We start from the raw sequence: 20,429 nt of genomic DNA on the forward strand, positions 1-20,429 counted from the left end.
GCAGACGATGGTACAGATGCGACTTCCCGCGGAACCCGCCGAGGTTCTCGACATTCCCGAAAGCGACATTCCCGAGGTTGTGGGCGCACTCGTCGCCGAAAAGCGGCTCAGCACGCTGATGTCGGCGATCCACGCAAACCTCTGGTCCGACGATCCCGCCCTGCGGCAGCAGGGCACGGCGGCGCTCCGGCGGCTCGGCTTCCCCGATTGAGTCGCCCCCCGGTGCGTGCCTCCGCGCGCCCCGCATCACATGTTACCGCGAACGCCGCGCGCGGCCCCGAGTTTTGTGATCACACATTTCCGCGTGTGATCACGATTTCCGCGCAAATTGCCGCAATGCCCCGAAAAATCGCCCCGCATGGGGCATCGGTCTCGTGACACGGGTGGCGTAAAGCCGCTAGAACCCCGTGCAAGAGGGAACCGAAAGGACACGCCATGGCCGAGAAGACCCAGGTCGACCGCCCGCTCTCGCCCTTCATGATCGGGCCGTACTACCGACCGCAGCTAACCTCCATCTCCTCCATCCTGACCCGCATCACCGGCAATGCGCTGATCGTCGGCGTCATCCTGATGGTCTGGTGGTTCCTCGCGCTTGCCGCGGGGCCGGAGTATTTCGAGACCGCCGAGTGGTGGATCACCTCCTGGGTCGGCAACATCGTGATGTTCCTGTCGCTCTGGGCGGTCTGGTATCACTACCTCGCCGGGCTGCGTCACCTGATCTGGGACGCCGGCAAGGGCCTCGAGCTCGAGACCGCCGAGAAGCTGGGATGGATCTGCGTCTACGGGTCCGTCGTACTCACGGTCATCACCGTTCTCATTCTCTGGATCTGAGGGAGGCATCGCGATGCGTTACCTGACCGACCGCAAGCGCGCCGAAGGCAAGGGCGCCGCCCACTCCGGCACCGAACATCACTGGTACATGATCGTCAGCTCCGTGGCGCTGGCCTTCCTCGTGCCCACCTTCCTCTTCATCTTCGGCCGCGCGCTGGGGTCGGGCTACGAATCCGCGCTCGCCACCTTCGAGAGCCCCTTCCCGGCGATCCTCGCGGGGCTGGTGATCTTCGTGGGCCTCCAGCACTTCCACAAGGGCGCCCGCGTGGCGATCGAGGACTACGCCCAGGGCACCACCCGCAAGCTGCTCATCATGGCGACGGTCGGGCTCAGCTACGTGCTGATCGCCGCCGGCATCTTCGCGATCGCCAAGATCGCCCTCTGAGACAACGGAAAGACCCGAGATATGGCTGCATACGAATACGAGACGCATGATTATGACGTCGTGGTCGTCGGGGCAGGGGGCGCGGGTCTGCGCGCCACGCTCGGCATGGCCGAACAGGGGCTGCGCACGGCCTGCGTGACCAAGGTCTTCCCGACCCGGTCGCACACCGTCGCCGCGCAGGGCGGCATCGCCGCCTCGCTCTCCAACATGGGCCCCGACAACTGGCAGTGGCACATGTACGACACCGTCAAGGGGTCGGACTGGCTGGGCGACACCGACGCGATGGAATACCTCGCGCGCTCGGCGCCCGCCGCCGTATACGAGCTGGAACACTACGGCGTGCCCTTCTCGCGCACCGAAGAGGGCAAGATCTACCAGCGTCCCTTCGGCGGCCACACCACCGAGTTCGGCGAGGGCCCGCCGGTGCAGCGCACCTGCGCCGCCGCCGACCGCACCGGCCACGCGATCCTGCACACGCTCTACGGCCAGTCGCTCAAGAACAACGCCGAGTTCTACATCGAGTATTTCGCCATCGACCTCATCATGTCCGAAGACGGCATTTGCCAGGGCGTGCTCTGCTGGAAACTCGACGACGGCACCTTCCACGTCTTCAACGCCAAGATGGTCGTGCTGGCCACCGGCGGTTACGGCCGGTCCTACTTCTCCGCGACCTCGGCGCACACCTGCACCGGCGACGGCGGCGGCATGGTGGCCCGCGCGGGTCTCGCGCTGCAGGACATGGAATTCGTGCAGTTCCACCCCACCGGCATCTACGGCTCGGGCTGCCTCATCACCGAGGGCGCACGGGGCGAGGGCGGCTACCTCACCAACTCCGAGGGCGAGCGCTTCATGGAGCGCTACGCGCCGACGTACAAAGACCTCGCGCCGCGCGACTACGTCTCGCGCTCCATGACCATGGAGATCCGCGAGGGCCGCGGCGTGGGCGAGCATGGCGATCACATCCACCTGAACCTCTCGCACCTGCCGAAAGAGGCGCTCGCCGAGCGGCTTCCGGGCATCTCCGAGTCGGCCAAGATCTTCGCCGGCGTGGACGTGACCAAGGAGCCGATCCCGGTCCTGCCCACCGTGCACTACAACATGGGCGGCATCCCCACGAACTACTGGGGCGAGGTGCTGAACCCGACCTCCGAGGACCCCAACGCCATCGTGCCCGGCCTCATGGCCGTGGGCGAGGCGGGCTGCGCCTCGGTGCACGGGGCGAACCGCCTCGGCTCGAACTCGCTGATCGACCTCGTTGTCTTCGGCCGCGCCGCCGCGATCCGCGCCGGCAAGGTGGTCGACCGCGAAGCCGCGCGGGGCGTGCCGAACCAGGCCTCGGTGGACAAGGCGCTCGACCGCTTCGACGGGTTGCGTCACGCCGACGGGGGCACCCCCACCGCCGAGCTGCGCCTCGAGATGCAGCGCACCATGCAGGAGGACGCCGCGGTCTTCCGCACCGACAAGACCCTCAAGCAGGGCGTCGAGAAGATGGCCGGCATCGCGGGCAAGATGGCCGACCTCAAGGTCACCGACCGGACGCTGATCTGGAACTCGGACCTGATGGAGACGCTCGAGCTCACCAACCTCATGCCCAACGCGCTGGCCACCATCGTCGGCGCCGAAGCGCGCAAGGAAAGCCGCGGGGCCCATGCCCACGAGGACTACCCCGAGCGCGACGACGACAACTGGCGCGTGCACTCCATCGCCCATCTCGAGGGCAACGAGGTCAAGCTCACCTACCGTCCCGTGATCCTCGATCCGCTGACCGAGGAGAAGGAGGGCGGCATCGAGCTCAAGCGCATCGCGCCCAAGGCCCGGACCTTCTGATGAAGGCAGGGGTCGCCCTTTCGGCTTTCGGGCTTCTCGCGCTGGCGTCCTGCGCCAGCGGCCGGGGCGATCCCGTCGTGCACTGCATGATCCAGGTCGACCCGCCCGGCGCCTACGACTACGACGGCGGCCAGACGCCGCCTCTCGTCGTGCCGGGCGAAGGCGGCACGCAGGCCGGGGCCGACGCGGTCAACGCCTGCCTGCGCGCCTCGCCGACCGTCGGATCGCGCGCCACCGTCGAGACCGAAACCGCGACCGGCGCCACGGTCCGGAGCTACACCTACGGCACGCCGCCGTCGCGACCCTCCGAGCGTGTCGTGGCGAGTGCCGCCGCCGCACCCGCGCCCGGTGCCCTGGCCGCGACCAGCGGTCTCTGCACGCCGGGCGCGCCGGTGATCTACAGGGGGACGACCTATTGCCCCGGACCATGATGCGCCTCCCGTACGTTTTTCCCGTACTTGTCGTACTGTCCGCCTGCAGTCAGGTGACCAGTACAGTCGCGCCCGTGCGCGACACGCTGGCCCGCGACACGGCCCGCCGGGCGATCACGCCCGTGGTCATCCAGCGGGTCGAGGGGATCCCCACCGAGCGCGCCGTGACCTGCGTTCTCGACACGGCGGACGATGCGCAACTCAATGGAATCATGCAGGATTCCCTGGACGGCCCCACCCAGATGACGACACGCATCGTGACCGACATCGCCTTCTCCGAGCCCGCGCAGGTCTGTTTCCGCCGCGGCCCGCTCTGGCGCTGGCTTGGCCGCAGGGCAGGCATATGACCTTGATTTCCCGCCATAAAATCCCCGCGCTGGCCCTCGTCGCCGGTCTCGTCCTCGCGGCCTGCTCACCCCAGGCCCAGGACCGCATCGCCCGCGACGCGGCCCGCTCGACGGTCAACCGCGTCGTCACCGACCGCTTCCCGGGCGTGCCCGTGGAGCCCGCGATCAACTGCATCATCGACAACGCCTCGGCCACGCAAATATATGCTTTGGCTGGGGATTCCGTCACCGGACCGACCGAAAGCACCGTCGAGATCGTCCGCGACATCGTCTCGAAACGCGAGACGCTGACCTGCCTGGCCGCCGAGGGGCTGCCGGCACTCATCCGATAGGAGAGAGACATGGTTCAATTTACCCTGCCCAAGAACTCGAAGATCCGGACCGGCAAGACCTGGCCCAAGCCCGAGGGCGCCACCAACGTCCGCGCCTTCCGGATCTACCGCTGGAACCCCGAGGACGGCGAGAACCCGCGGGTCGACACCTACCATGTCGACATGGACAAGTGCGGCCCGATGGTCCTGGACGCGCTCATCAAGATCAAGAACGAGATCGACCCGACGCTGACCTTCCGCCGCTCCTGCCGCGAGGGCATCTGCGGCTCCTGCGCGATGAATATCGACGGAATCAACACCTTGGCCTGCATCTACGGCCTCGACGAGATCAAGGGCGACGTCTCGATCTACCCGCTGCCGCACATGCCGGTGGTCAAGGACCTGATCCCCGACCTGACGCACTTCTACGCGCAGCACGCCTCGATCATGCCCTGGCTCGAGACCAAGACGAACCGCCCCGAGAAGGAGTGGCGCCAGTCGATCGAGGACCGCAAGAAGCTCGACGGCCTCTATGAATGCGTGATGTGCGCATCCTGCTCGACGGCCTGCCCGAGCTACTGGTGGAACTCCGACCGCTACCTCGGCCCGGCGGCGCTGCTGCACGCCTACCGCTGGATCATCGACAGCCGCGACGAAGCCACGGGCGAGCGTCTCGACGACCTCGAGGACCCCTTCAAGCTCTATCGCTGCCACACGATCATGAACTGCGCCAAGACCTGCCCCAAGGGTCTGAACCCGGCCAAGGCCATCGCGGAGATCAAGAAGATGATGCTCAACCGCGTCGTCTGAATCGCGGTGGAGAGCGTCCACACCGGCCTGATCCTCGCCACGCTGGCGGGGACCAGCATCCCGGTCGGCGCGCTTCTGGCCGTGCTGGAAAACCGGCTGCCCGGCGCGCTGCACGAGCGCCTGCGCCACACGGTCACCGCCTTCGGGGGCGGGGCCCTTTTTCTCGGCCATCGCCCTCGTGCTGGTGCCCGAAGCCGCGGCGCGCCTGCCCGCGGCGCCCCTGCTGGCCCTTTTCCTGGGCGGGGGGCTGATCTTCTACATCGTCGATGCGGCCCTCTCGCGGCTCGCCAATGGCGGGGCGCAGTTCCTGGCAATGATGCTCGACTACGTGCCCGAGGCCATGGCCCTCGGCGCGCTGGTCGTGGGGCGGGCCGACGTCGCCATGCTCACCGCCGGCCTGATCGCGCTGCAGAACATCCCCGAAGGCTTTGCCGCCTACCGCGAGCTGATCACCGCCGGACATGCCAGCGCGCGACGGCTCTGGGTCCTCTTCCTGCTCATGGTCCCGGTCGGCACGGCCGCGGCCGCCATCGGCTTCTTCGCCCTCGCGGATCAGCCCGAGGTGCTGGCCGCCGTCATGGCCTTTGCCGCCGGCGGCATCCTCTACCTGCTGTTCCAGGACGTGGCCCCGCAGGCAAAGCTGCAATCCGCGGGCGGCCCGCCGCTCGGGGCCGTCGCGGGCTTTGCGCTGGGGCTCGCCGGGCACCTCGCGGTCGGGTGACGCCACGGCGCCTTGCACCCTGCGCATTTCGCAGTTGCAGCATCGGCAGCTTCCGCGCCGCGGCACAGGCGCTATATAGGCGTCGAGGGAGGAGCCGACAGACGACCGAAAGGCCACCCCATGCAAGAGCAGACCGTCACCCCCCGCATCGATCCCAAGGCCGCGCTGGCCGCCCTCAACGAGGCATGGGCCTATTACCAGCCCGAGCCGAAACTGGTGCGCGCCGCCCCCTCCGAAGAGGGCGAGGTGGCCTGGACCAACCCCTACTACCACGCGGCCTGAGACTGGCGCTCGGCTGGCAGGGGCGCTAGGTCTCCGGCCATGACCCGGATTCAAGAACGAGGAGGCCGGCCATGATCTTTGCGCTCGGCTTTCTCGTCGCCTTCATCCTGCTGCTGATCTTCAACCGGCCCGAACGCCGGCTCTGCCGATGGCGCGAACACCGCGACGCGGACCTCAGCACCTGGCGCTGCGTCTATTGCGGCGCCGAGACACAGAACCCGCGCGGCAAGCCCCCGCAAACGTGCTTCCGCAACAACAGCTGACCAGTCTCGAAAATTTTGTGAGTCCGGGCCACATTTTTTCTTGATCGAATCCGTGCCTCGCCCCATATGCGCGATCACAGACGCCAACGCCCGCGCCTCTGTCGAAAGGGGTTCCCCAAGTCCCCTACGGTTACGTAGCAGCGGTAACGTCTCCCTTTGAACTGGTCGGGACCTTCGGGGCCCGGGTCTGAATGGAGATGACCAATGAATGCGCACGTGACCGGGCTCGCTGCCCGCGATACCTCCGTCTTTGCCGATCGCACCGAAACCCGCCAGCTGACCCGCGCCGAGGCCTACATCCAGGCGCACGAGTTCGACCGCCCGACGCTGGTGCTCGACACCGAGGCGGTGGCGCGCCAGTACGTCGCGCTGGCACAGGGGCTGGGCCGCGCACAGGTGCACTACGCCGTGAAAGCCAACCCCGCGCCGGAGGTCCTGCGCCGCCTGGTGCAGCTCGGCTCGCACTTCGACGCGGCCTCGCGCGCCGAGATCGAGGACTGCCTCGCGGCCGGCGCCACCGCCGACCAGATCTCCTTCGGCAACACGGTCAAGAAAGTCTCGGACATCGCCTGGGCGCACCGCGCGGGCGTGACCCTCTTTGCCGCCGACGCCGAGCAGGAGCTCGAGAAGCTGGCCGAGCACGCGCCCGGAGCCGAGGTCTACATCCGCATCATCGTCGAGGCGACCGAGGCCGACTGGCCGCTGTCGCGCAAGTTCGGCTGCTCGCGCGACAAGGCGCTCGAGCTCATCGCCATGGCGAAGGGTCTCGGCCTCGCGCCGGTGGGCCTGTCGTTCCACGTGGGCTCGCAGACCCGCCGCGCCTCGATGTGGGCACCGGTGCTCGACCAGGTGGCGGCCATCTGGCATGCCGCGCGCGATGCCGGCCACGAGCTGACGCTGCTCAACATCGGCGGTGGCTTCCCGGCCTTCTACGGCGAGTCGATCGAGGCGCCCACGCTCTACGCCGCCGAGGTGATGCGCCTGGTGCACGAGCGTTTCGGCGATGTGCCGCACGTCATGGCCGAGCCGGGCCGCGGTCTCGTGGCCGAGGCAGGCGCCATCGCGGCCGAGGTGCTGCTGGTCTCGCGCAAGTCCGACAGTGACCTGCACCGCTGGGTCTATCTCGACATCGGCAAGTTCTCCGGGCTTGCCGAGACCATGGACGAGGCGATCCGCTACCAGTTCCTCACGGCGCGCGACCACGAGCCGCGTGGCGCCTGCATCCTCGCGGGGCCCTCCTGCGACAGCGCCGACGTGCTCTACGAGAAGCGTCCGGTCGAGCTGCCCATGGGCCTGCGCGCCGGCGACCGCATCGTGATCCGCTGCTGCGGCGCCTATACCTCGACCTATGCCTCCGTGGGCTTCAACGGTTTCCCGCCGCTGGACCTGGTCGTGATCTGATCCGTTTGGCGGTGCCGCGGCCCGGGGTGCTCTCCGGCCGCGGCCCGCTGCACGAGAGCGGGTTTGCGTATTTGGAACAAGAAGAAGCACGGGGCATTGGGCGCCGGGCAAGCTGTGCACGGCAGCTCTTGCGTTCGCCGGGCCGATATCGATAGCGCCGCGCCCGGTCCTTCTTCTTGTTCCAAATACGCACAAGCGGCCCGAGGCGCCGCACGGCGCTTGCACCGAGGCGCCGCTTCGGGTTCAGTCCCTCGTGAAAGGAGACCGCCCGTGACCGAGATACCTCCCGACGCGGCAGCACGCCGCGCCGCGCCGCCGGTGGTCTGCTACCCGATCGAGACCTTGCCGCAGCCTGACCTGGCGCTCTACGGTTCGGCGTTGGAGGCAGCCGAACTCGTAGAGAGCGTGACCGTTCCCCCGCGCGAGGCAGCCAGTTTCCGGGTTGCCGCCGGGCAGTTCTTCCGCATCGTGAGTGTCGAGGGGCCGCAGGTGGGCGACCTGAACCTGTGGCATGCCGGAGATCTTTCCGAGCGGTTCTATTCCGGCAAGACCCGCGCGCTGCACGGCACGCATGTCTCGAGTGGCGACCGGCTATGGTCGTCCTTCCCGCACCTGCGGCCCATGGCGACCATCGTCGAGGATACGCTGGGCTGGTACGGGATCGACGGGTTCGGCGGATCCGTGCATGACGTGATCGGCACACGCTGCGATCCCTATACCGGCAATCTCCTGTCGGGCACCCAGTATCATCATTGCTGCCATTCGAACCTGACCCGTGCGCTCGGAGACGCGCTGGACATGCCGCTGCCCGAGGCGGAGGCGCATGTGCACGATGTGCTCAACGTCTTCATGTGCACGGGGTTCACCCGTGACACGGGCCAGTATTTCATGAAGGCGAGCCCGGTGCGGCCGGGGGATCACCTCACCTTCTTCGCCGAGATCAACCTGCTGGGTGCCCTCAGTGCCTGTCCGGGCGGGGACTGCGGGAGCGAACACAGCTCGGATGCGGCGACCTGCCATCCCCTGCGCGTGGATGTTCTGGCCCCGCCCGGGGGCGCGCTTGGAGCATGGCAGCCTCCTGCGCGGAACGGCTACGATCGCAGCCACGGCCGCTGAGGCCGCTGCGCCGTCAGGCGAAGGCGGCTTCGAGGGCGATCTCGACCATGTCTCCGAAGGAGCTTTGCCGGTCTTCCGAGGGCAACGCCTGCTCGTTCAGCAGGTGATCCGATACGGTCAGAACGGCGAGCGCCCGCGCGCCATGGCGTGCGGCGAGATTGTAGAGCTCCGCCGCCTCCATCTCGACCCCGAGAATGCCGTGGCGGACCATGATCTCGTTCAGGTCGGGACGCTCGTCATAGAAAACGTCGGCGGAATAGATGCCACCCACGTGATGTCGGGCGCCGCGGCGTTCGGCGGCATCCACCGCCGCACGCAGCAGGCCGAAGTCGGCGGGCGGCGCGAAATTGAGCTCGCGGAATATTCCGCTCGACGGAGTCGAAAGGCTGGATGCCGTCATGGCCAGAATGACGTCGCGCAGCGCGATGTCCTCCTGCATTGCCCCGCAGGAGCCGATGCGGATCAGGGTTTTCGCCCCGAAGTCGCGGATCAGCTCGTTGGCGTATATGGACAGGGACGGCATCCCCATTCCCGAGCCGTGAATGGTGACGCGATGCCCATTCCAGGTGCCGGTGAACCCCAGCATTCCGCGGACCCGGTTTACGCAAACCGGGTCGGACAGAAAGGTTTCCGCGGCCCACTCGGCCCGCAAAGGGTCGCCGGGCATGAGCACGGTTTCCGCGATATCCTCGCGCGCGGCGCCGATGTGTATGGTCATCAGATCTTGAGGTCGTCCAGTGACTTGCCGGAGTCGAGTGCGTTGATGACCCAGTTGGGTTTGCGGCCCCGGCCGGTCCAGGTCTGGGCCGGGTCGGTGGGATTGGCGTATTTCGGAGCGCCCTTGGATCCCTTTGTGCCGCCGGCGTCGACGATCTCGTCGAGGGAGTATCCGAATTCCTTTGCAGCCTGCTCGGCGGCCCGTTTCGCTTCGGCTTTACGGCGTGCATCTACCGATTTGAGGGCCTTTTCGACGTCGGTCTTCAATTGTTGCAGCTCTTCCTTGGACAGGGAGTCCAGTGCGAAATCCATGAGTCTCTCCGTGGTTTATCGGCATGACATTGCGTGAAATTCCTTAATTGGCAATATATAATTTGTGACGGCCGGTGTCTTCTTGATGAAAAGCAAAAAGCCGCTCAGCCCTCAGGCGAGCGGCTTTTTACTTTTCCCCTAAAGTGCGATTTCGAGGTTATTCAGCGGCGACCGCTGCCGGATCGACCAGGGTCACGATATCACGCATGATGGTGTTCAGCTCGAAATCCTTTGGCGTATAGACCCGCGCCACGCCCATGGCCCTGAGCCGTTTCGCGTCCTCTTCGGGAATGATGCCGCCCACGATGACCGGAATGCCATCGAGCCCCTCGGCCCGCATTTTCTCCATGAGGTCCTCGACCAGCGGCACGTGGCTGCCCGAGAGGATCGACAGGCCCACGACATGCGCGCCCTCGCGTGCGGCAGCGACGATCTGGTGCGGCGTGAGGCGGATGCCCTCGTAGTCGATCTCCATCCCGCAGTCGCGTGCCCGGAACGCAATCTGCTCGGCGCCGTTGGAGTGGCCGTCGAGCCCCGGCTTGCCCACGAGGAAGCGTAGACGGCGGCCCAGCCGGTCGCTCGCCGCATCGACGGCGGCCCGGATGTCGTCAAGGCCCTCGGTCTTGTTGCTGACCGCCTTGGAGACGCCCGTGGGGGCGCGGTATTCGCCGTGCACGGCGCGCATCTGCGCGGCCCATTCACCGGTCGTGACGCCGGCCTTGGCGCAGTCGATCGAGGCGGGCATGATGTTGCGCCCCTCGGTGGCCGCGGCGCGCAGTTCGGCGAGGGCCCTCGTCGCGGCGGCGTCGTCGCGCTCGGCACGCCAGGCGTTCAGGCGGTCGATCTGGTCCTGCTCGACGCCCGCGTCGACGACCATGATGCCGCCGTCCTCGCCCATCAGCGGGCTGGGCTCGCTCTCGGTCCAGCGGTTCACGCCGACGACCGCGGTCTCGCCGCGCTCGACGCGGCCGACGCGATCGGCATTCGCCTCGACCAGGCGGCTCTTCATGTAGTCGATGGCGCCGATGGCCCCGCCCATGCTGTCGATGTTCGCAAGCTCGGCGCGCGCGGCCTCCTTCAGCGTCTCGACCCGTGCGTCGACCGCCGGGTTGCCGTCGAAGAGGTCCTCGTATTCCAGCAGGTCGGTCTCGTAGGCCAGGATCTGCTGCATGCGCATCGACCATTGCTGGTCCCAGGGGCGGGGCAGGCCGAGCGCCTCGTTCCAGGCCGGCAGTTGCACGGCTCGGGCGCGGGCCTTCTTCGACAGGGTCACGGCCAGCATCTCGATCAGGATGCGGTAGACGTTGTTTTCGGGCTGCTGCTCGGTCAGGCCGAGCGAGTTGACCTGCACGCCGTAGCGGAAGCGGCGGAACTTGGGGTTCTCGACGCCGAAGCGCTCCTGCAGGATCTCGTCCCAGAGATCGACGAAGGCGCGCATCTTGCACATTTCAGTGACGAAGCGGATGCCCGCGTTCACGAAGAACGAGATGCGTCCGCAGAGCGCCGGAAAGTCCTCTTCCGCGACGCGCGGGCGCAGCTCTTCCAGCACGGCGACGCCGGTGGCCAGCGCATAGGCCAGCTCCTGCTCGGGCGTCGCGCCGGCCTCCTGCAGGTGGTAGGAGCAGACGTTCATCGGATTCCACTTGGGCACGTGGTGGTAGCAGTATTCGGCCACGTCCCCGATCATCCGCAGCGAAGGCTTGGGCGGGCAGATGTAGGTCCCGCGCGAGAGGTACTCCTTGATGAGATCGTTCTGCACCGTGCCGGTGAGCTTCGAGACGTCCGCGCCCTGTTCCTCGGCCACCGCGATGTAGAGCGAGAGCAGCCAGGGCGCCGTCGCGTTGATCGTCATCGAGGTGTTCATCTGGTCGAGCGGGATCTCGTCGAAGAGCGCGCGCATGTCGCCAAGATGGCAGACCGGCACGCCGACCTTGCCCACTTCGCCCTTCGCGAGCACGTGGTCGCTGTCGTAGCCGGTCTGGGTCGGCAGGTCGAAGGCGACCGAGAGGCCGGTCTGCCCCTTGGCGAGGTTCCCGCGGTATAGCGCGTTCGAGGCCTTGGCGGTGGAATGCCCGGCGTAGGTGCGGATCAGCCAGGGCTTGTCTTTCTGCATCTCGGTCATGTCATCCCCTCGTGAGGTGCGCGCGAATCAAGTGGGCAATCTTGTTGCTTGAGATGGTGGATAGGCGAAACAAAATGTCTCGTCAATTCGCCGCGCTGCAGCGGGTGCCGCGACACGGCGTGCGGGGAGGCCCGCGCTGCTGTCATGTGCGGCGTGGCCGACAGTCAGCGAGTTTCTGCGACTGCTCGGTCATAAAATTACAAATCACGCGTCGTTCGTATTGCATTGTTTCGCTCTCGACGGTATCCCGATGTCGACCCGCAGCGATTCTGCGTTGCGGCAAGACAGCGCAGACGAAAAGAGGAAGGAGGCCATGGTGGCTCTGGACACGCAGACCGAGATCGCGCCCTACGAGGCGCCGGAAAAGGACCTCTACGAAGTGGGCGAGATGCCGCCCCTCGGCTACGTGCCCAAGAAGATGTACGCTTGGGCCATCCGTCGCGACCGCCACGGCGAGCCGGACCAGTCCTTCAAGGAGGAGGTCGTCGATACCTGGGAGATCGACAGCCACGAGGTCCTGGTGCTCGTGATGGCGGCGGGCGTGAACTACAACGGCGTCTGGGCGGGCCTCGGCAAGCCGATCAGCCCCTTCGACGTGCACGGGCAGGACTATCACATCGCCGGCTCCGATGCCTCGGGCATCGTCTGGGCCGTCGGTGACAAGGTGACCCGCTGGAAGGTCGGCGACGAGGTCGTGATCCACTGCAACCAGGACGACGGCGACGACGAGGAGTGCAACGGCGGCGATCCGATGTTCTCGCCCAGCCAGCGGATCTGGGGCTACGAGACCGGCGACGGCTCCTTCGCGCAGTTTGCGCGGGTGCAGGCGCAGCAGCTCATGCCGCGGCCCAAGCACCTGACCTGGGAAGAGGCGGCCTGCTACACGCTGACGCTGGCCACCGCCTACCGGATGCTCTTCGGTCATCACCCGCACGAGCTCAAGCCCGGCCAGAACGTGCTGGTCTGGGGCGCCTCGGGCGGTCTCGGCTCCTACGCGATCCAGCTCGCCAACACCGCGGGCGCCAATGCGATCGGCGTGATCTCGGACGAGAGCAAGCGCGACTTCGTCCTGGCGCAGGGCGCCAAGGGCGTCATCAACCGCAAGGACTTCGATTGCTGGGGGCAGCTGCCCACGGTCAACACGCCGGAATACAACGCCTGGCTCAAGGAGGCGCGCAAGTTCGGCAAGGCGATCTGGGAGATCACCGGCAAGGGCGTGAGCGTGGACATGGTTTTCGAGCACCCCGGCGAGGCGACTTTCCCGGTCTCGACGCTGGTCGTGAAGAAGGGCGGCATCGTGGTGATCTGCGCAGGCACCAGCGGCTTCAACTGCACGTTTGACGTGCGCTACATGTGGATGCACCAGAAGCGCCTGCAGGGCTCGCACTTTGCCAACCTCAAGCAGGCGGCGAGCGCCAACCGGCTCATGGTCGAGCGGCGTCTGGACCCCTGCATGTCCGAGGTCTTCCCCTGGGCCGAGATCCCGGACGCGCACATGAAGATGCTCCGCAACGAGCACAAGCCCGGCAACATGTCGGTGCTGGTGCAGGCGCCGCGCACCGGCCTGCGCACCTTCGAGGATGCGCTCGAAGCCGGCCGCTGACCGTTCCCTCCGGCCGGGCCGGCAGGACCGCCCGCGATTCGCCTCTGCGAGTCGCGGGCGTTTTCGTATCCGGCGCGCGGCACCATTGCGGATCAGGGGCCTGGCTGGCCCGGCCCTCGCCATTTTCGGGGATACGGAATGCGTGAATTTCGGAGGCGCCGGCCCGAATGCTAGGCTGTGGTTAAGGGTTTGTTAACCGCTGGAAGGAGACTCTCTCATGGGACACGACTGGATCATCGACGTTCTGACCGACCTCAAGACCTTCGCTCGGGACAACCGGCTCGATGCGCTGGCCGAGCAACTGGACGAGGCGCAACTCGTCGCGCAGGTCGAGATCGCGTCGCGCGTGAGGGGGCCGCGGATTGGGGTATGTGGCGGACACGCCCGCAACGGACGGGCTTCTGGAACGGCTTGAACAGGCCAAGGCACTGGAGGATCTCCAGACCATCAGCGAAGCGCTTCGCGACCGCTACCGCGTCGACCACTTCGTCTACCACTGGGTCAGCGCCGGGGGAGAGCAATACGGCTGTGGCACCTACGATGCGGCCTGGGTCCAACGCTATGTCGACAAGGGCTACCTGCGCATCGATCCGGTGATCCAGGGCTGCTACCAGCGCTTTCACCCCGTCGACTGGAAGCGCCTCGACTGGTCGTCCCGGGCCGCGCGCGCCTTTCGCCGCGATGCCATCGCCCACGGCATCGGGAACCAGGGCTATTCCATCCCGATACGGGGCCCCAACGGGCAGTTCGCCCTCTTCACGGTCAGCCACAATTGCGACGATGCCGCCTGGGAGGAGTTCACCACCGCGCACCGGCGCGACCTCATCCTGATGGCGCATTACTTCAACAAGAAGGCGCTGGACCTCGAGCCTGGGCGTTCGCCGGAAGCAGCGCAGCCCCTGTCCCCGCGCGAGGTCGAGGCACTGACGCTCCTAGCCGTGGGCTACAGCCGGGCGCAGGTGGCGCAGACGCTCTCGATTTCCGAACACACGCTGCGCGTCTACATCGAGAGCGCGCGGTTCAAGCTGGGGGCGATGAACACCACCCACGCGGTCGCCCGGGCCATCGCGCGCGGCTCCATCGTGGTGTGAGTTAACCTATCGGAAACCCGACCGCGCGGTGCGGCAGGATCCCGGAAAGTGCACCGCACGCTGTGCTTCCGACGGGTTAACCAACGGCCGCGCAGGCTCTCTCCATCTGATCGACGGGAGAGACGCCATGATCCGCTACATCCACGCCAACGACCTCGACGCCTTTCCGCTGCTCAAGCGCACGATGTTCACCGATCGCGCGGACCAGTTCCGCAACCGCCTGGGCTGGGCGGTGACGGTCGACGAGGCGGGCGAGGAGCGTGACGACTACGACGCGCTGAACCCGCTCTACGTCATCTGGGAGCGTGCGGACGGGCGCCACGGCGGCTCGATGCGGCTGTTGCCCACGACGGGGCGCTGCATGGTCAACGAGCACTTCCTCCACCTGACCGGCGGCGTGCGCATCGAGAGCCCGCTGATCTGGGAGTGCACCCGCTTCTGCCTCGCGCGCGAGACCGAGCCGGGCACCGCCTCGGCGCTGATGCTGGCGGGCGGCGAGGTTATGCAGGGCTTCGGGGTCGAGCACTACGTCGGCGTCTTCGACAGCCGCATGGTGCGCATCTACCGCCGCATCGGCGCTTCGCCCGAGGTGCTGGGATCGCAGGGCGACGGGCGCGAAAAGGTCAGCGTCGGGCTCTGGGGCTTCTCGGCCGAGGCGCAGGCGCGGGTCGCGGCTTCGGCCGGCATCGCGCCGGGACAGTCGCGGGCCTGGTTCGAGGCGGCCTTCGGCGCCGCGCCCGCCCGCGTCTCGGCCGCCGCCTGATCCCCGTCTTGCGCCCTCGGGGCCCCGAAGCTATCACCCCGGGCGTCGCCGCCCGGGGATTCTCGCATGTCCAGAGCCATCAAAATCGCATGGGGAAGCCTTGCGGTCGGAATTGTCGTCCTCGGCATCAAGACGCTGGCCTGGGCGCTGACCGGGTCGGTCGCGCTGCTGTCGGACGCGCTGGAAAGCACGGTGAACGTGGCGGCGGCGCTGGCCGCGTTGATCGCCATCCGCATCGCCGCGCAGCCTGCTGACGCGGACCATCCCTTCGGCCACCACAAGGCGGAATACTTCAGCGCCGTCCTCGAGGGCGTGATGATCGTCATCGCCGCCGTGGTCATCCTGAACGAGGCCTGGTCCAGCTATCTCGATCCGCAGCCGATCCGCGCGGCCTGGACGGGCCTTGCCATCAACCTGTCGGCCAGCGTGCTGAACGGCGGCTGGGCCTGGCTGCTGCTGCGCGAGGGGCGACGCCTGCAATCGCCCGCGCTGGCGGCCGACGGGCGGCACCTCATGACGGACGTGGTCTCGTCGGTGGGCGTGGCCGTGGGCGTGATCGCGGCGGTCATGACCGGCTGGCTCTGGCTCGATCCGCTGCTCGCGGCGCTGGTGGCGGTGAACGTGCTCTGGTCGGGCTGGCACGTCATCCGTGGCTCGGTCGGCGGGCTCATGGACGAAAGCGTACCGGATGACGATCTCGAGCGCATGCGCAGCGTCATCGCGGACAGCGCCGAGGGCGCGGTCGAGGCGCATGACCTGCGCGCCCGCCACGCCGGGCAGGCGAGCTTCGTGGAGTTCCACCTCGTGGTGCCGGGCGAGATGTCGGTGGAGGCCGCGCACGAGATCTGCGACCGGATCGAGGCCGCCCTTCATGCCGAGTTCCACGACGCCCGCGTCACCATCCACGTCGAGCCCGAGCACAAGGCCAAGCACAGCGGAATCGTGGTGCTCTGAGGTGTCGCGGTCGGGCGGCCGCATCGGGCCGCCCGATGCCGTCGTTCAGGCCGCGTCCTTGAGCGCCAGCTGCGGCGAGACCACGTCGATCTCCAGCGCCTTGCCCACTGCGTAGTTGGTCAGCTTGCCCGCGTGCACGTTGAGGCCCGCCAGCAGGTGCTCGTCATCGGCGCAGGCCTGCCGCCAGCCCTTGTCCGCCAAGGCCAGCACGAAGGGCAGGGTGGCGTTGCCGAGCGCGATGGTCGAGGTGCGCGGCACCGCGCCGGGCATGTTGGCGACACAGTAGTGCTGGATGCCGTCGACCTCGTAGACCGGGTCATCGTGGGTCGTGGCACGCGAGGTCTCGAAGCAGCCGCCCTGGTCGATGGCCACGTCCACCAGCACCGCGCCGGGCTTCATCGTGGAAAGTTGCGCGCGGCTGACCAGCTTGGGTGCGGCGGCGCCGGGGATCAGCACCGCGCCGATCACCATGTCGGCCTCGGCCACCAGCTCGGCGGTGCCGCCCTCGGTGGCGTAGCGGGTCGAGAAGGTCTGCCCGAAGACATCGTCGAGGTAGCGCAGGCGCGGCAGCGAGCGGTCGAGCACCGTGACCTCGGCGCCCATGCCGGCGGCGATGCGGGCCGCGTGGGCGCCCACGTTGCCGCCGCCGATGACCGCAACCCGCGCGCGGCCGGTACCGGGCACGCCGCCCATCAGCACGCCGCGGCCGCCGTTGGCCTTCTGCAGCGCCCAGGCGCCCATCTGCGGCGCGAGGCGGCCGGCGACCTCGGACATGGGGGCCAGCAGCGGCAGGCCGCCGTTGCGATCGGTCACGGTCTCGTAGGCGATGGCGGTGCAGCCCGAGGCGAGCAGGTCCTTCGTCTGCGCCGGGTCGGGCGCGAGGTGCAGGTAGGTGAAGAGCAGCTGACCCTCGCGCAGCATGGCGCGCTCGCCCGATTGCGGCTCCTTGACCTTGACGATCATGTCGGCCTCGGCAAAGACCGCCTCGGCAGTCTCGACCATCCGGGCGCCGGCCTCGGTGTAGTCGGCATCCTCGAAGCCCGCGCCCTGTCCGGCGCCGGTCTGGATCAGCACCTCGTGACCGTGTGCCACGGCCTCGCGGGCGGCATTGGGGGTGAGACCGACGCGGTATTCCTGCGGCTTGATCTCGGTGGGGCATCCGATCTTCATGGCATCCTCCTCCCTTGATGGTGCTGCAGATAGGATGCGCGCTTCGGCTTGCAATTTCCCGCCGGATTTGATGCGTATGCCGGGTGGTTCGTCGAAGAATATTCGACGCCGGAAAGGTTTGACGAAAGGTGCGTGCGATGGATATTGACGAGACCGACCGCCGCATCCTGCGGGCGCTCCAGAAACGCGGGCGGATGCCCAACGCGGAACTGGCCGAGACGGTCAACCTCTCGGCCTCGGCCTGTCACCGGCGGGTGCAGCGGCTCGAAGCCGAGGGCTACATCGGTGGGTACGTCGCCCTGCTGGACGCGCGCAAGCTGGAAAAGACCACGACCGTCTTTGTCGAGATCACGCTGAACGGGCAGGCCGACGAGGTGCTCGACGCCTTCGAGAAGGCCGTGGCGCGGGTGCCGGACGTGCTCGAGTGCCACCTCATGGCGGGGACGGCCGACTACATCCTCAAGATCGTCGCGGCGGATACCGAGGATTTTGCCCGCATCCACCGGCAGTACCTGTCGCGTCTGCCGGGAGTGGCGCAGATGCAGTCGAGTTTCTCGCTGCGCACCGTGTTCAAGACCACCGCCCTGCCGGTCTGAGCCATGCCCTCCGGATGGAGGCTACTGCTTGGGGTGGTCGTCGTACTGCCCCGAGAGGATGCGCCGGGCGTCGCCCTCGGGGTCTTCGTATTGCCTTGATTTCACGGTGAAAAGGAAAAACCCCAGCCCCAGCCCGCCGAGGATCAGCGAGATCGGGATCAGGTAGGCCAGCACGTTCATTCCATCACCTCAGGCGCAGTGCGTTGAGCGAGACCGTAATCGACGAGGCCGACATGGCCAAGGCGGCGATCAACGGCGAGCAGAGCCCCGCGATCGCCAGCGGCACGGCGATGACGTTGTACCAGGTCGCGATGCCGAAGTTCTCGCGGATGCGCCGGGTTGCGCGGCGGGCCACGCCAAGGGCCTCGGGCAGGGGGGCGAGCGAGCGGCCCAGCAGCACGATGTCCGAGGCCACGCGGGCGGCGTCGAGCGCAGAGGCGGGCGAGATCGAGACATGCGCGCCGGCGAGCGCTGCGGTGTCGTTGAGGCCGTCGCCCACCATGAGCACGCGCGCGCCCTCGTCGGTGAGGGCCTGCACCCGGGCGGCCTTGTCGGCGGGCAGGGCCTCGGCCATCCATTGCGGGATATTCAGCCGGTTCGCCAGGGACTCGACGGCCGGGGTGGTGTCGCCGGACATGAGGATCACGCGCTTGCCACCCTCCAGCAGGGCCTGCACCGCCTCGCGGGCGCCCTCGCGGAGGCTGTCGGTGAACCGCAAGGCCTGGGCGGGTGCATCGCCCACGCGGAGCCAGGTCGCGGTGACCTCGCAGGTGCCGCCTCCTGTCCAAGTCGTACGGCCCAACCGTACGGTTCGGCCCTGCCAGCGCCCCTCGGTGCCGTGGCCCGGCACCTCTGTCACGTCCTCGACCGTCGCGGGGGCGATGCCGCGCGCGCGAAGGGCCGTGGTCAGCGACTGGGCAAGCGGGTGCGAGGAGCCCTCGGCGAGGGCCAGCGCGATCTCGAGGTCGGGTCGGGCGAAGCTGTCGAGGTTGGTGACCTCGGGGCGGCCCTCGGTCAGGGTGCCGGTCTTGTCGAAGACGACGGTGTCGACCTCGGCCAGCCGTTCCAGCGCGGTGCCGTCCTTGATGAGCAGCCCCTTGCGGAAGAGCCGGCCGGAGGCGGCGGTGGTCACGGCGGGGACGGCGAGACCGAGCGCGCAGGGGCAGGTTATGATGAGCACCGCGGCGGCGATGTTGAGCGCGACGCGGAGGTCCTGCGTGTAGAGGAACCAGCCGACGAAGGCGAGGGCCGAGAGGATGTGCACCCCCGGCGCGTAGAGCTTGGCCGCCTTGTCGGCGAGGGGCGTGTAGTTGGCGCGGCCCGACTCGGCCACCTCCACGAGATCGGCCATGCGGTGCAGAGAGCTGTCGCGGCCGACGGCGGTGGCGCGCACCGTGAGGGGGCCGGTCAGGTTGACCTCGCCCGCGCTGACATCGGTGCCGGGTGCGGCGTAGACAGGGCGCGTTTCGCCGGTGAGCAGCGAGCGGTCAAGCTCGGACTGGCCCTCGACGATCTCGCCGTCGACGGGCATGCGGCCGCCGGGCTTCACGCGCAGCAGATCGCCCACCGCGAGGTCGGAGACGGCGACGGTCTCTTCCGCGCCGGATGCGATCAGGCGCAGGGCACGGGGCACTTCGAGCGCGGCCAGTTCCTCGGCCGCGGAGCGGGCGATGGAGCGGGTGCGATGGTCGAGGTAGCGGCCCGTCAGCAGGAAGAAGGTCAGCGCGATGGCGGCGTCGAAATAGGCGTGCTCGCCCGAGAGGGTGGTCTCCCAGAGCGAGGTGGCCAGCGCCAGCAGGATCGCCAGCGAGATCGGCACGTCCATGTTGAGCCGCCCGGCGCGCAGCGCGCTCCAGGCGTTGCGGAAGAAGGGCTGCGCGCAGAAGGCGATGGCCGGCAGCACGATCCCGGCGGAGATCCAGTGAAAGAGGTCGCGCGTCGGCCCCTCGGCGCCCGACCAGACGGCGATGGAGAGCAGCATGACGTTCATCGCGGCAAAGCCCGCGACGGCCAGCCGCATCAGCAGGTCGCGCCCCGCGCGGTCGGTCGCGGTGGCGCCGAGCGCGGTCGCGTCCAGTTCGTGCGCCTCGAAGCCCGCGCCCTCGACCACCGGGATCAGGTCGGCGGCGCTCACGCCCGCGTCGGTCTCGACGCTCACGCGCTTCATGGTGAGGTTGACCCGCGCCGCGCGCACGCCCGGCACGCCGTCGAGCGCGTTTTCCACGGCCGCCATGCAGGCGGCGCAGTGGATCGTGGGCAGCGAGAGCATCACCTGCGCGTCGCGGGGGGCGGCGCGCGCGGCGAGCGCCTCGGCGGCGGGGGCGGCAGAGCAGGCGGGGCAGGCCGATGCCGGCGGGCGCATGGTGGCGGTCATGG

The 20,429-nt window shown here is 68.0% G+C and carries 25 protein-coding genes; 19 read left to right on the forward strand and 6 right to left on the reverse strand.

Translation table 11 applies throughout. The features are described 5' to 3' along the window. Positions 1 to 16 precede the first annotated feature (16 nt). The 13 genes from SALMUC_RS02550 to SALMUC_RS02605 all read left to right on the forward strand — a co-directional run bounded on the left by SALMUC_RS02550 (position 17) and on the right by SALMUC_RS02605 (position 8,725). Entirely contained in the window at positions 17 to 211 is a 195-nt protein-coding gene (locus SALMUC_RS02550) for a hypothetical protein (protein WP_020038876.1), read from the forward strand. 224 nt (positions 212 to 435) lie between these two features. Further along, positions 436 to 831: a succinate dehydrogenase, cytochrome b556 subunit gene (sdhC, locus tag SALMUC_RS02555; RefSeq protein WP_020038877.1), complete on the forward strand. Its 396-nt coding sequence runs from the start codon at positions 436 to 438 to the stop codon at positions 829 to 831. Between the two features lie 13 nt (positions 832 to 844). Next, complete coding sequence (gene sdhD, locus SALMUC_RS02560) at positions 845 to 1,216, forward strand: succinate dehydrogenase, hydrophobic membrane anchor protein (RefSeq protein ID WP_020038878.1); 372 nt, start codon at positions 845 to 847, stop codon at positions 1,214 to 1,216. Positions 1,217 to 1,237: 21 nt separating this feature from the next. Next, positions 1,238 to 3,043, forward strand: a complete 1,806-nt coding sequence (sdhA, locus tag SALMUC_RS02565) for a succinate dehydrogenase flavoprotein subunit (RefSeq protein WP_020038879.1) — start codon at positions 1,238 to 1,240, stop codon at positions 3,041 to 3,043. Then, on the forward strand, positions 3,043 to 3,474 hold the full coding sequence (locus SALMUC_RS02570; RefSeq protein WP_020038880.1) for a hypothetical protein: 432 nt from the start codon (positions 3,043 to 3,045) through the stop codon (positions 3,472 to 3,474). Before sdhA ends, SALMUC_RS02570 begins: the two co-directional genes overlap by 1 nt. Positions 3,475 to 3,527: 53 nt before the next feature. Beyond that, positions 3,528 to 3,821: a hypothetical protein gene (locus SALMUC_RS02575; RefSeq protein WP_156883351.1), complete on the forward strand. Its 294-nt coding sequence runs from the start codon at positions 3,528 to 3,530 to the stop codon at positions 3,819 to 3,821. Then, positions 3,818 to 4,153, forward strand: coding sequence for a hypothetical protein (locus SALMUC_RS02580; RefSeq protein WP_020038882.1), 336 nt, complete (start codon positions 3,818 to 3,820; stop codon positions 4,151 to 4,153). The genes SALMUC_RS02575 and SALMUC_RS02580 overlap by 4 nt, the downstream gene beginning before the upstream one ends. 9 nt (positions 4,154 to 4,162) lie before the next feature. Beyond that, complete coding sequence (locus SALMUC_RS02585; protein WP_020038883.1) at positions 4,163 to 4,942, forward strand: succinate dehydrogenase iron-sulfur subunit; 780 nt, start codon at positions 4,163 to 4,165, stop codon at positions 4,940 to 4,942. Between the two features lie 178 nt (positions 4,943 to 5,120). Then, a complete protein-coding gene (locus tag SALMUC_RS02590; RefSeq protein WP_021119743.1) occupies positions 5,121 to 5,663 on the forward strand; it encodes a ZIP family metal transporter in 543 nt (180 codons plus the stop codon). 120 nt (positions 5,664 to 5,783) lie between these two features. Further along, entirely contained in the window at positions 5,784 to 5,945 is a 162-nt protein-coding gene (locus tag SALMUC_RS29440; RefSeq protein ID WP_020038885.1) for a hypothetical protein, read from the forward strand. Between the two features lie 71 nt (positions 5,946 to 6,016). Continuing rightward, positions 6,017 to 6,208, forward strand: a complete 192-nt coding sequence (locus SALMUC_RS02595) for a hypothetical protein (RefSeq protein ID WP_020038886.1) — start codon at positions 6,017 to 6,019, stop codon at positions 6,206 to 6,208. Between the two features lie 204 nt (positions 6,209 to 6,412). Further along, the gene (locus SALMUC_RS02600) at positions 6,413 to 7,609 is read left to right on the forward strand and encodes a type III PLP-dependent enzyme (protein WP_020038887.1); all 1,197 of its coding nucleotides are present in this window, start codon (positions 6,413 to 6,415) and stop codon (positions 7,607 to 7,609) included. 270 nt (positions 7,610 to 7,879) lie between these two features. Further along, the gene (locus SALMUC_RS02605; protein ID WP_020038888.1) at positions 7,880 to 8,725 is read left to right on the forward strand and encodes an urea carboxylase-associated family protein; all 846 of its coding nucleotides are present in this window, start codon (positions 7,880 to 7,882) and stop codon (positions 8,723 to 8,725) included. Between the two features lie 13 nt (positions 8,726 to 8,738). Here SALMUC_RS02605 and deoD read toward each other — a convergent pair whose 3' ends face one another. From deoD to SALMUC_RS02620, 3 genes are all read right to left on the reverse strand, one after another. Then, positions 8,739 to 9,443, reverse strand: a complete 705-nt coding sequence (gene deoD, locus SALMUC_RS02610; protein WP_020038889.1) for a purine-nucleoside phosphorylase — start codon at positions 9,441 to 9,443, stop codon at positions 8,739 to 8,741. Then, the gene (locus tag SALMUC_RS02615) at positions 9,443 to 9,754 is read right to left on the reverse strand and encodes an H-NS histone family protein (RefSeq protein WP_020038890.1); all 312 of its coding nucleotides are present in this window, start codon (positions 9,752 to 9,754) and stop codon (positions 9,443 to 9,445) included. The genes deoD and SALMUC_RS02615 overlap by 1 nt, the downstream gene beginning before the upstream one ends. A 157-nt stretch (positions 9,755 to 9,911) precedes the next feature. Next, positions 9,912 to 11,876 (reverse strand): protein meaA, encoded by a 1,965-nt coding sequence (locus SALMUC_RS02620; protein ID WP_020038891.1) that lies wholly within the window; start codon positions 11,874 to 11,876, stop codon positions 9,912 to 9,914. Between the two features lie 316 nt (positions 11,877 to 12,192). On the opposite strand from SALMUC_RS02620, the gene ccrA reads away from it, so the two are divergent. From ccrA to SALMUC_RS02645, 5 genes are all read left to right on the forward strand, one after another. Then, entirely contained in the window at positions 12,193 to 13,479 is a 1,287-nt protein-coding gene (gene ccrA / locus SALMUC_RS02625; RefSeq protein ID WP_037371082.1) for a crotonyl-CoA carboxylase/reductase, read from the forward strand. A gap of 217 nt (positions 13,480 to 13,696) precedes the next feature. Continuing rightward, on the forward strand, positions 13,697 to 13,894 hold the full coding sequence (locus tag SALMUC_RS02630; protein WP_020038893.1) for a hypothetical protein: 198 nt from the start codon (positions 13,697 to 13,699) through the stop codon (positions 13,892 to 13,894). Further along, positions 13,851 to 14,570, forward strand: a complete 720-nt coding sequence (locus SALMUC_RS02635) for a helix-turn-helix transcriptional regulator (protein WP_020038894.1) — start codon at positions 13,851 to 13,853, stop codon at positions 14,568 to 14,570. The genes SALMUC_RS02630 and SALMUC_RS02635 overlap by 44 nt, the downstream gene beginning before the upstream one ends. A 127-nt stretch (positions 14,571 to 14,697) precedes the next feature. Beyond that, positions 14,698 to 15,333 (forward strand): acyl-homoserine-lactone synthase, encoded by a 636-nt coding sequence (locus SALMUC_RS02640; RefSeq protein WP_020038895.1) that lies wholly within the window; start codon positions 14,698 to 14,700, stop codon positions 15,331 to 15,333. Positions 15,334 to 15,399: 66 nt separating this feature from the next. Then, positions 15,400 to 16,287: a cation diffusion facilitator family transporter gene (locus SALMUC_RS02645; protein WP_020038896.1), complete on the forward strand. Its 888-nt coding sequence runs from the start codon at positions 15,400 to 15,402 to the stop codon at positions 16,285 to 16,287. A gap of 45 nt (positions 16,288 to 16,332) precedes the next feature. Here the strand turns inward: SALMUC_RS02645 and ald are convergent, their stop codons facing one another. Then, positions 16,333 to 17,457 (reverse strand): alanine dehydrogenase, encoded by a 1,125-nt coding sequence (ald, locus tag SALMUC_RS02650; protein WP_020038897.1) that lies wholly within the window; start codon positions 17,455 to 17,457, stop codon positions 16,333 to 16,335. A 137-nt stretch (positions 17,458 to 17,594) separates the two neighbouring features. Between ald and SALMUC_RS02655 the strand changes: the two genes are divergently transcribed. Beyond that, entirely contained in the window at positions 17,595 to 18,053 is a 459-nt protein-coding gene (locus tag SALMUC_RS02655) for an Lrp/AsnC family transcriptional regulator (protein WP_020038898.1), read from the forward strand. Positions 18,054 to 18,074: 21 nt separating this feature from the next. Here SALMUC_RS02655 and ccoS read toward each other — a convergent pair whose 3' ends face one another. Then, on the reverse strand, positions 18,075 to 18,233 hold the full coding sequence (ccoS, locus tag SALMUC_RS02660) for a cbb3-type cytochrome oxidase assembly protein CcoS (RefSeq protein WP_020038899.1): 159 nt from the start codon (positions 18,231 to 18,233) through the stop codon (positions 18,075 to 18,077). Between the two features lie 4 nt (positions 18,234 to 18,237). After that, the gene (locus tag SALMUC_RS02665; protein ID WP_020038900.1) at positions 18,238 to 20,427 is read right to left on the reverse strand and encodes a heavy metal translocating P-type ATPase; all 2,190 of its coding nucleotides are present in this window, start codon (positions 20,425 to 20,427) and stop codon (positions 18,238 to 18,240) included. Positions 20,428 to 20,429 lie beyond the last annotated feature (2 nt).

The organism is Salipiger mucosus DSM 16094, assembly GCF_000442255.1.
GTDB lineage: Bacteria > Pseudomonadota > Alphaproteobacteria > Rhodobacterales > Rhodobacteraceae > Salipiger > Salipiger mucosus.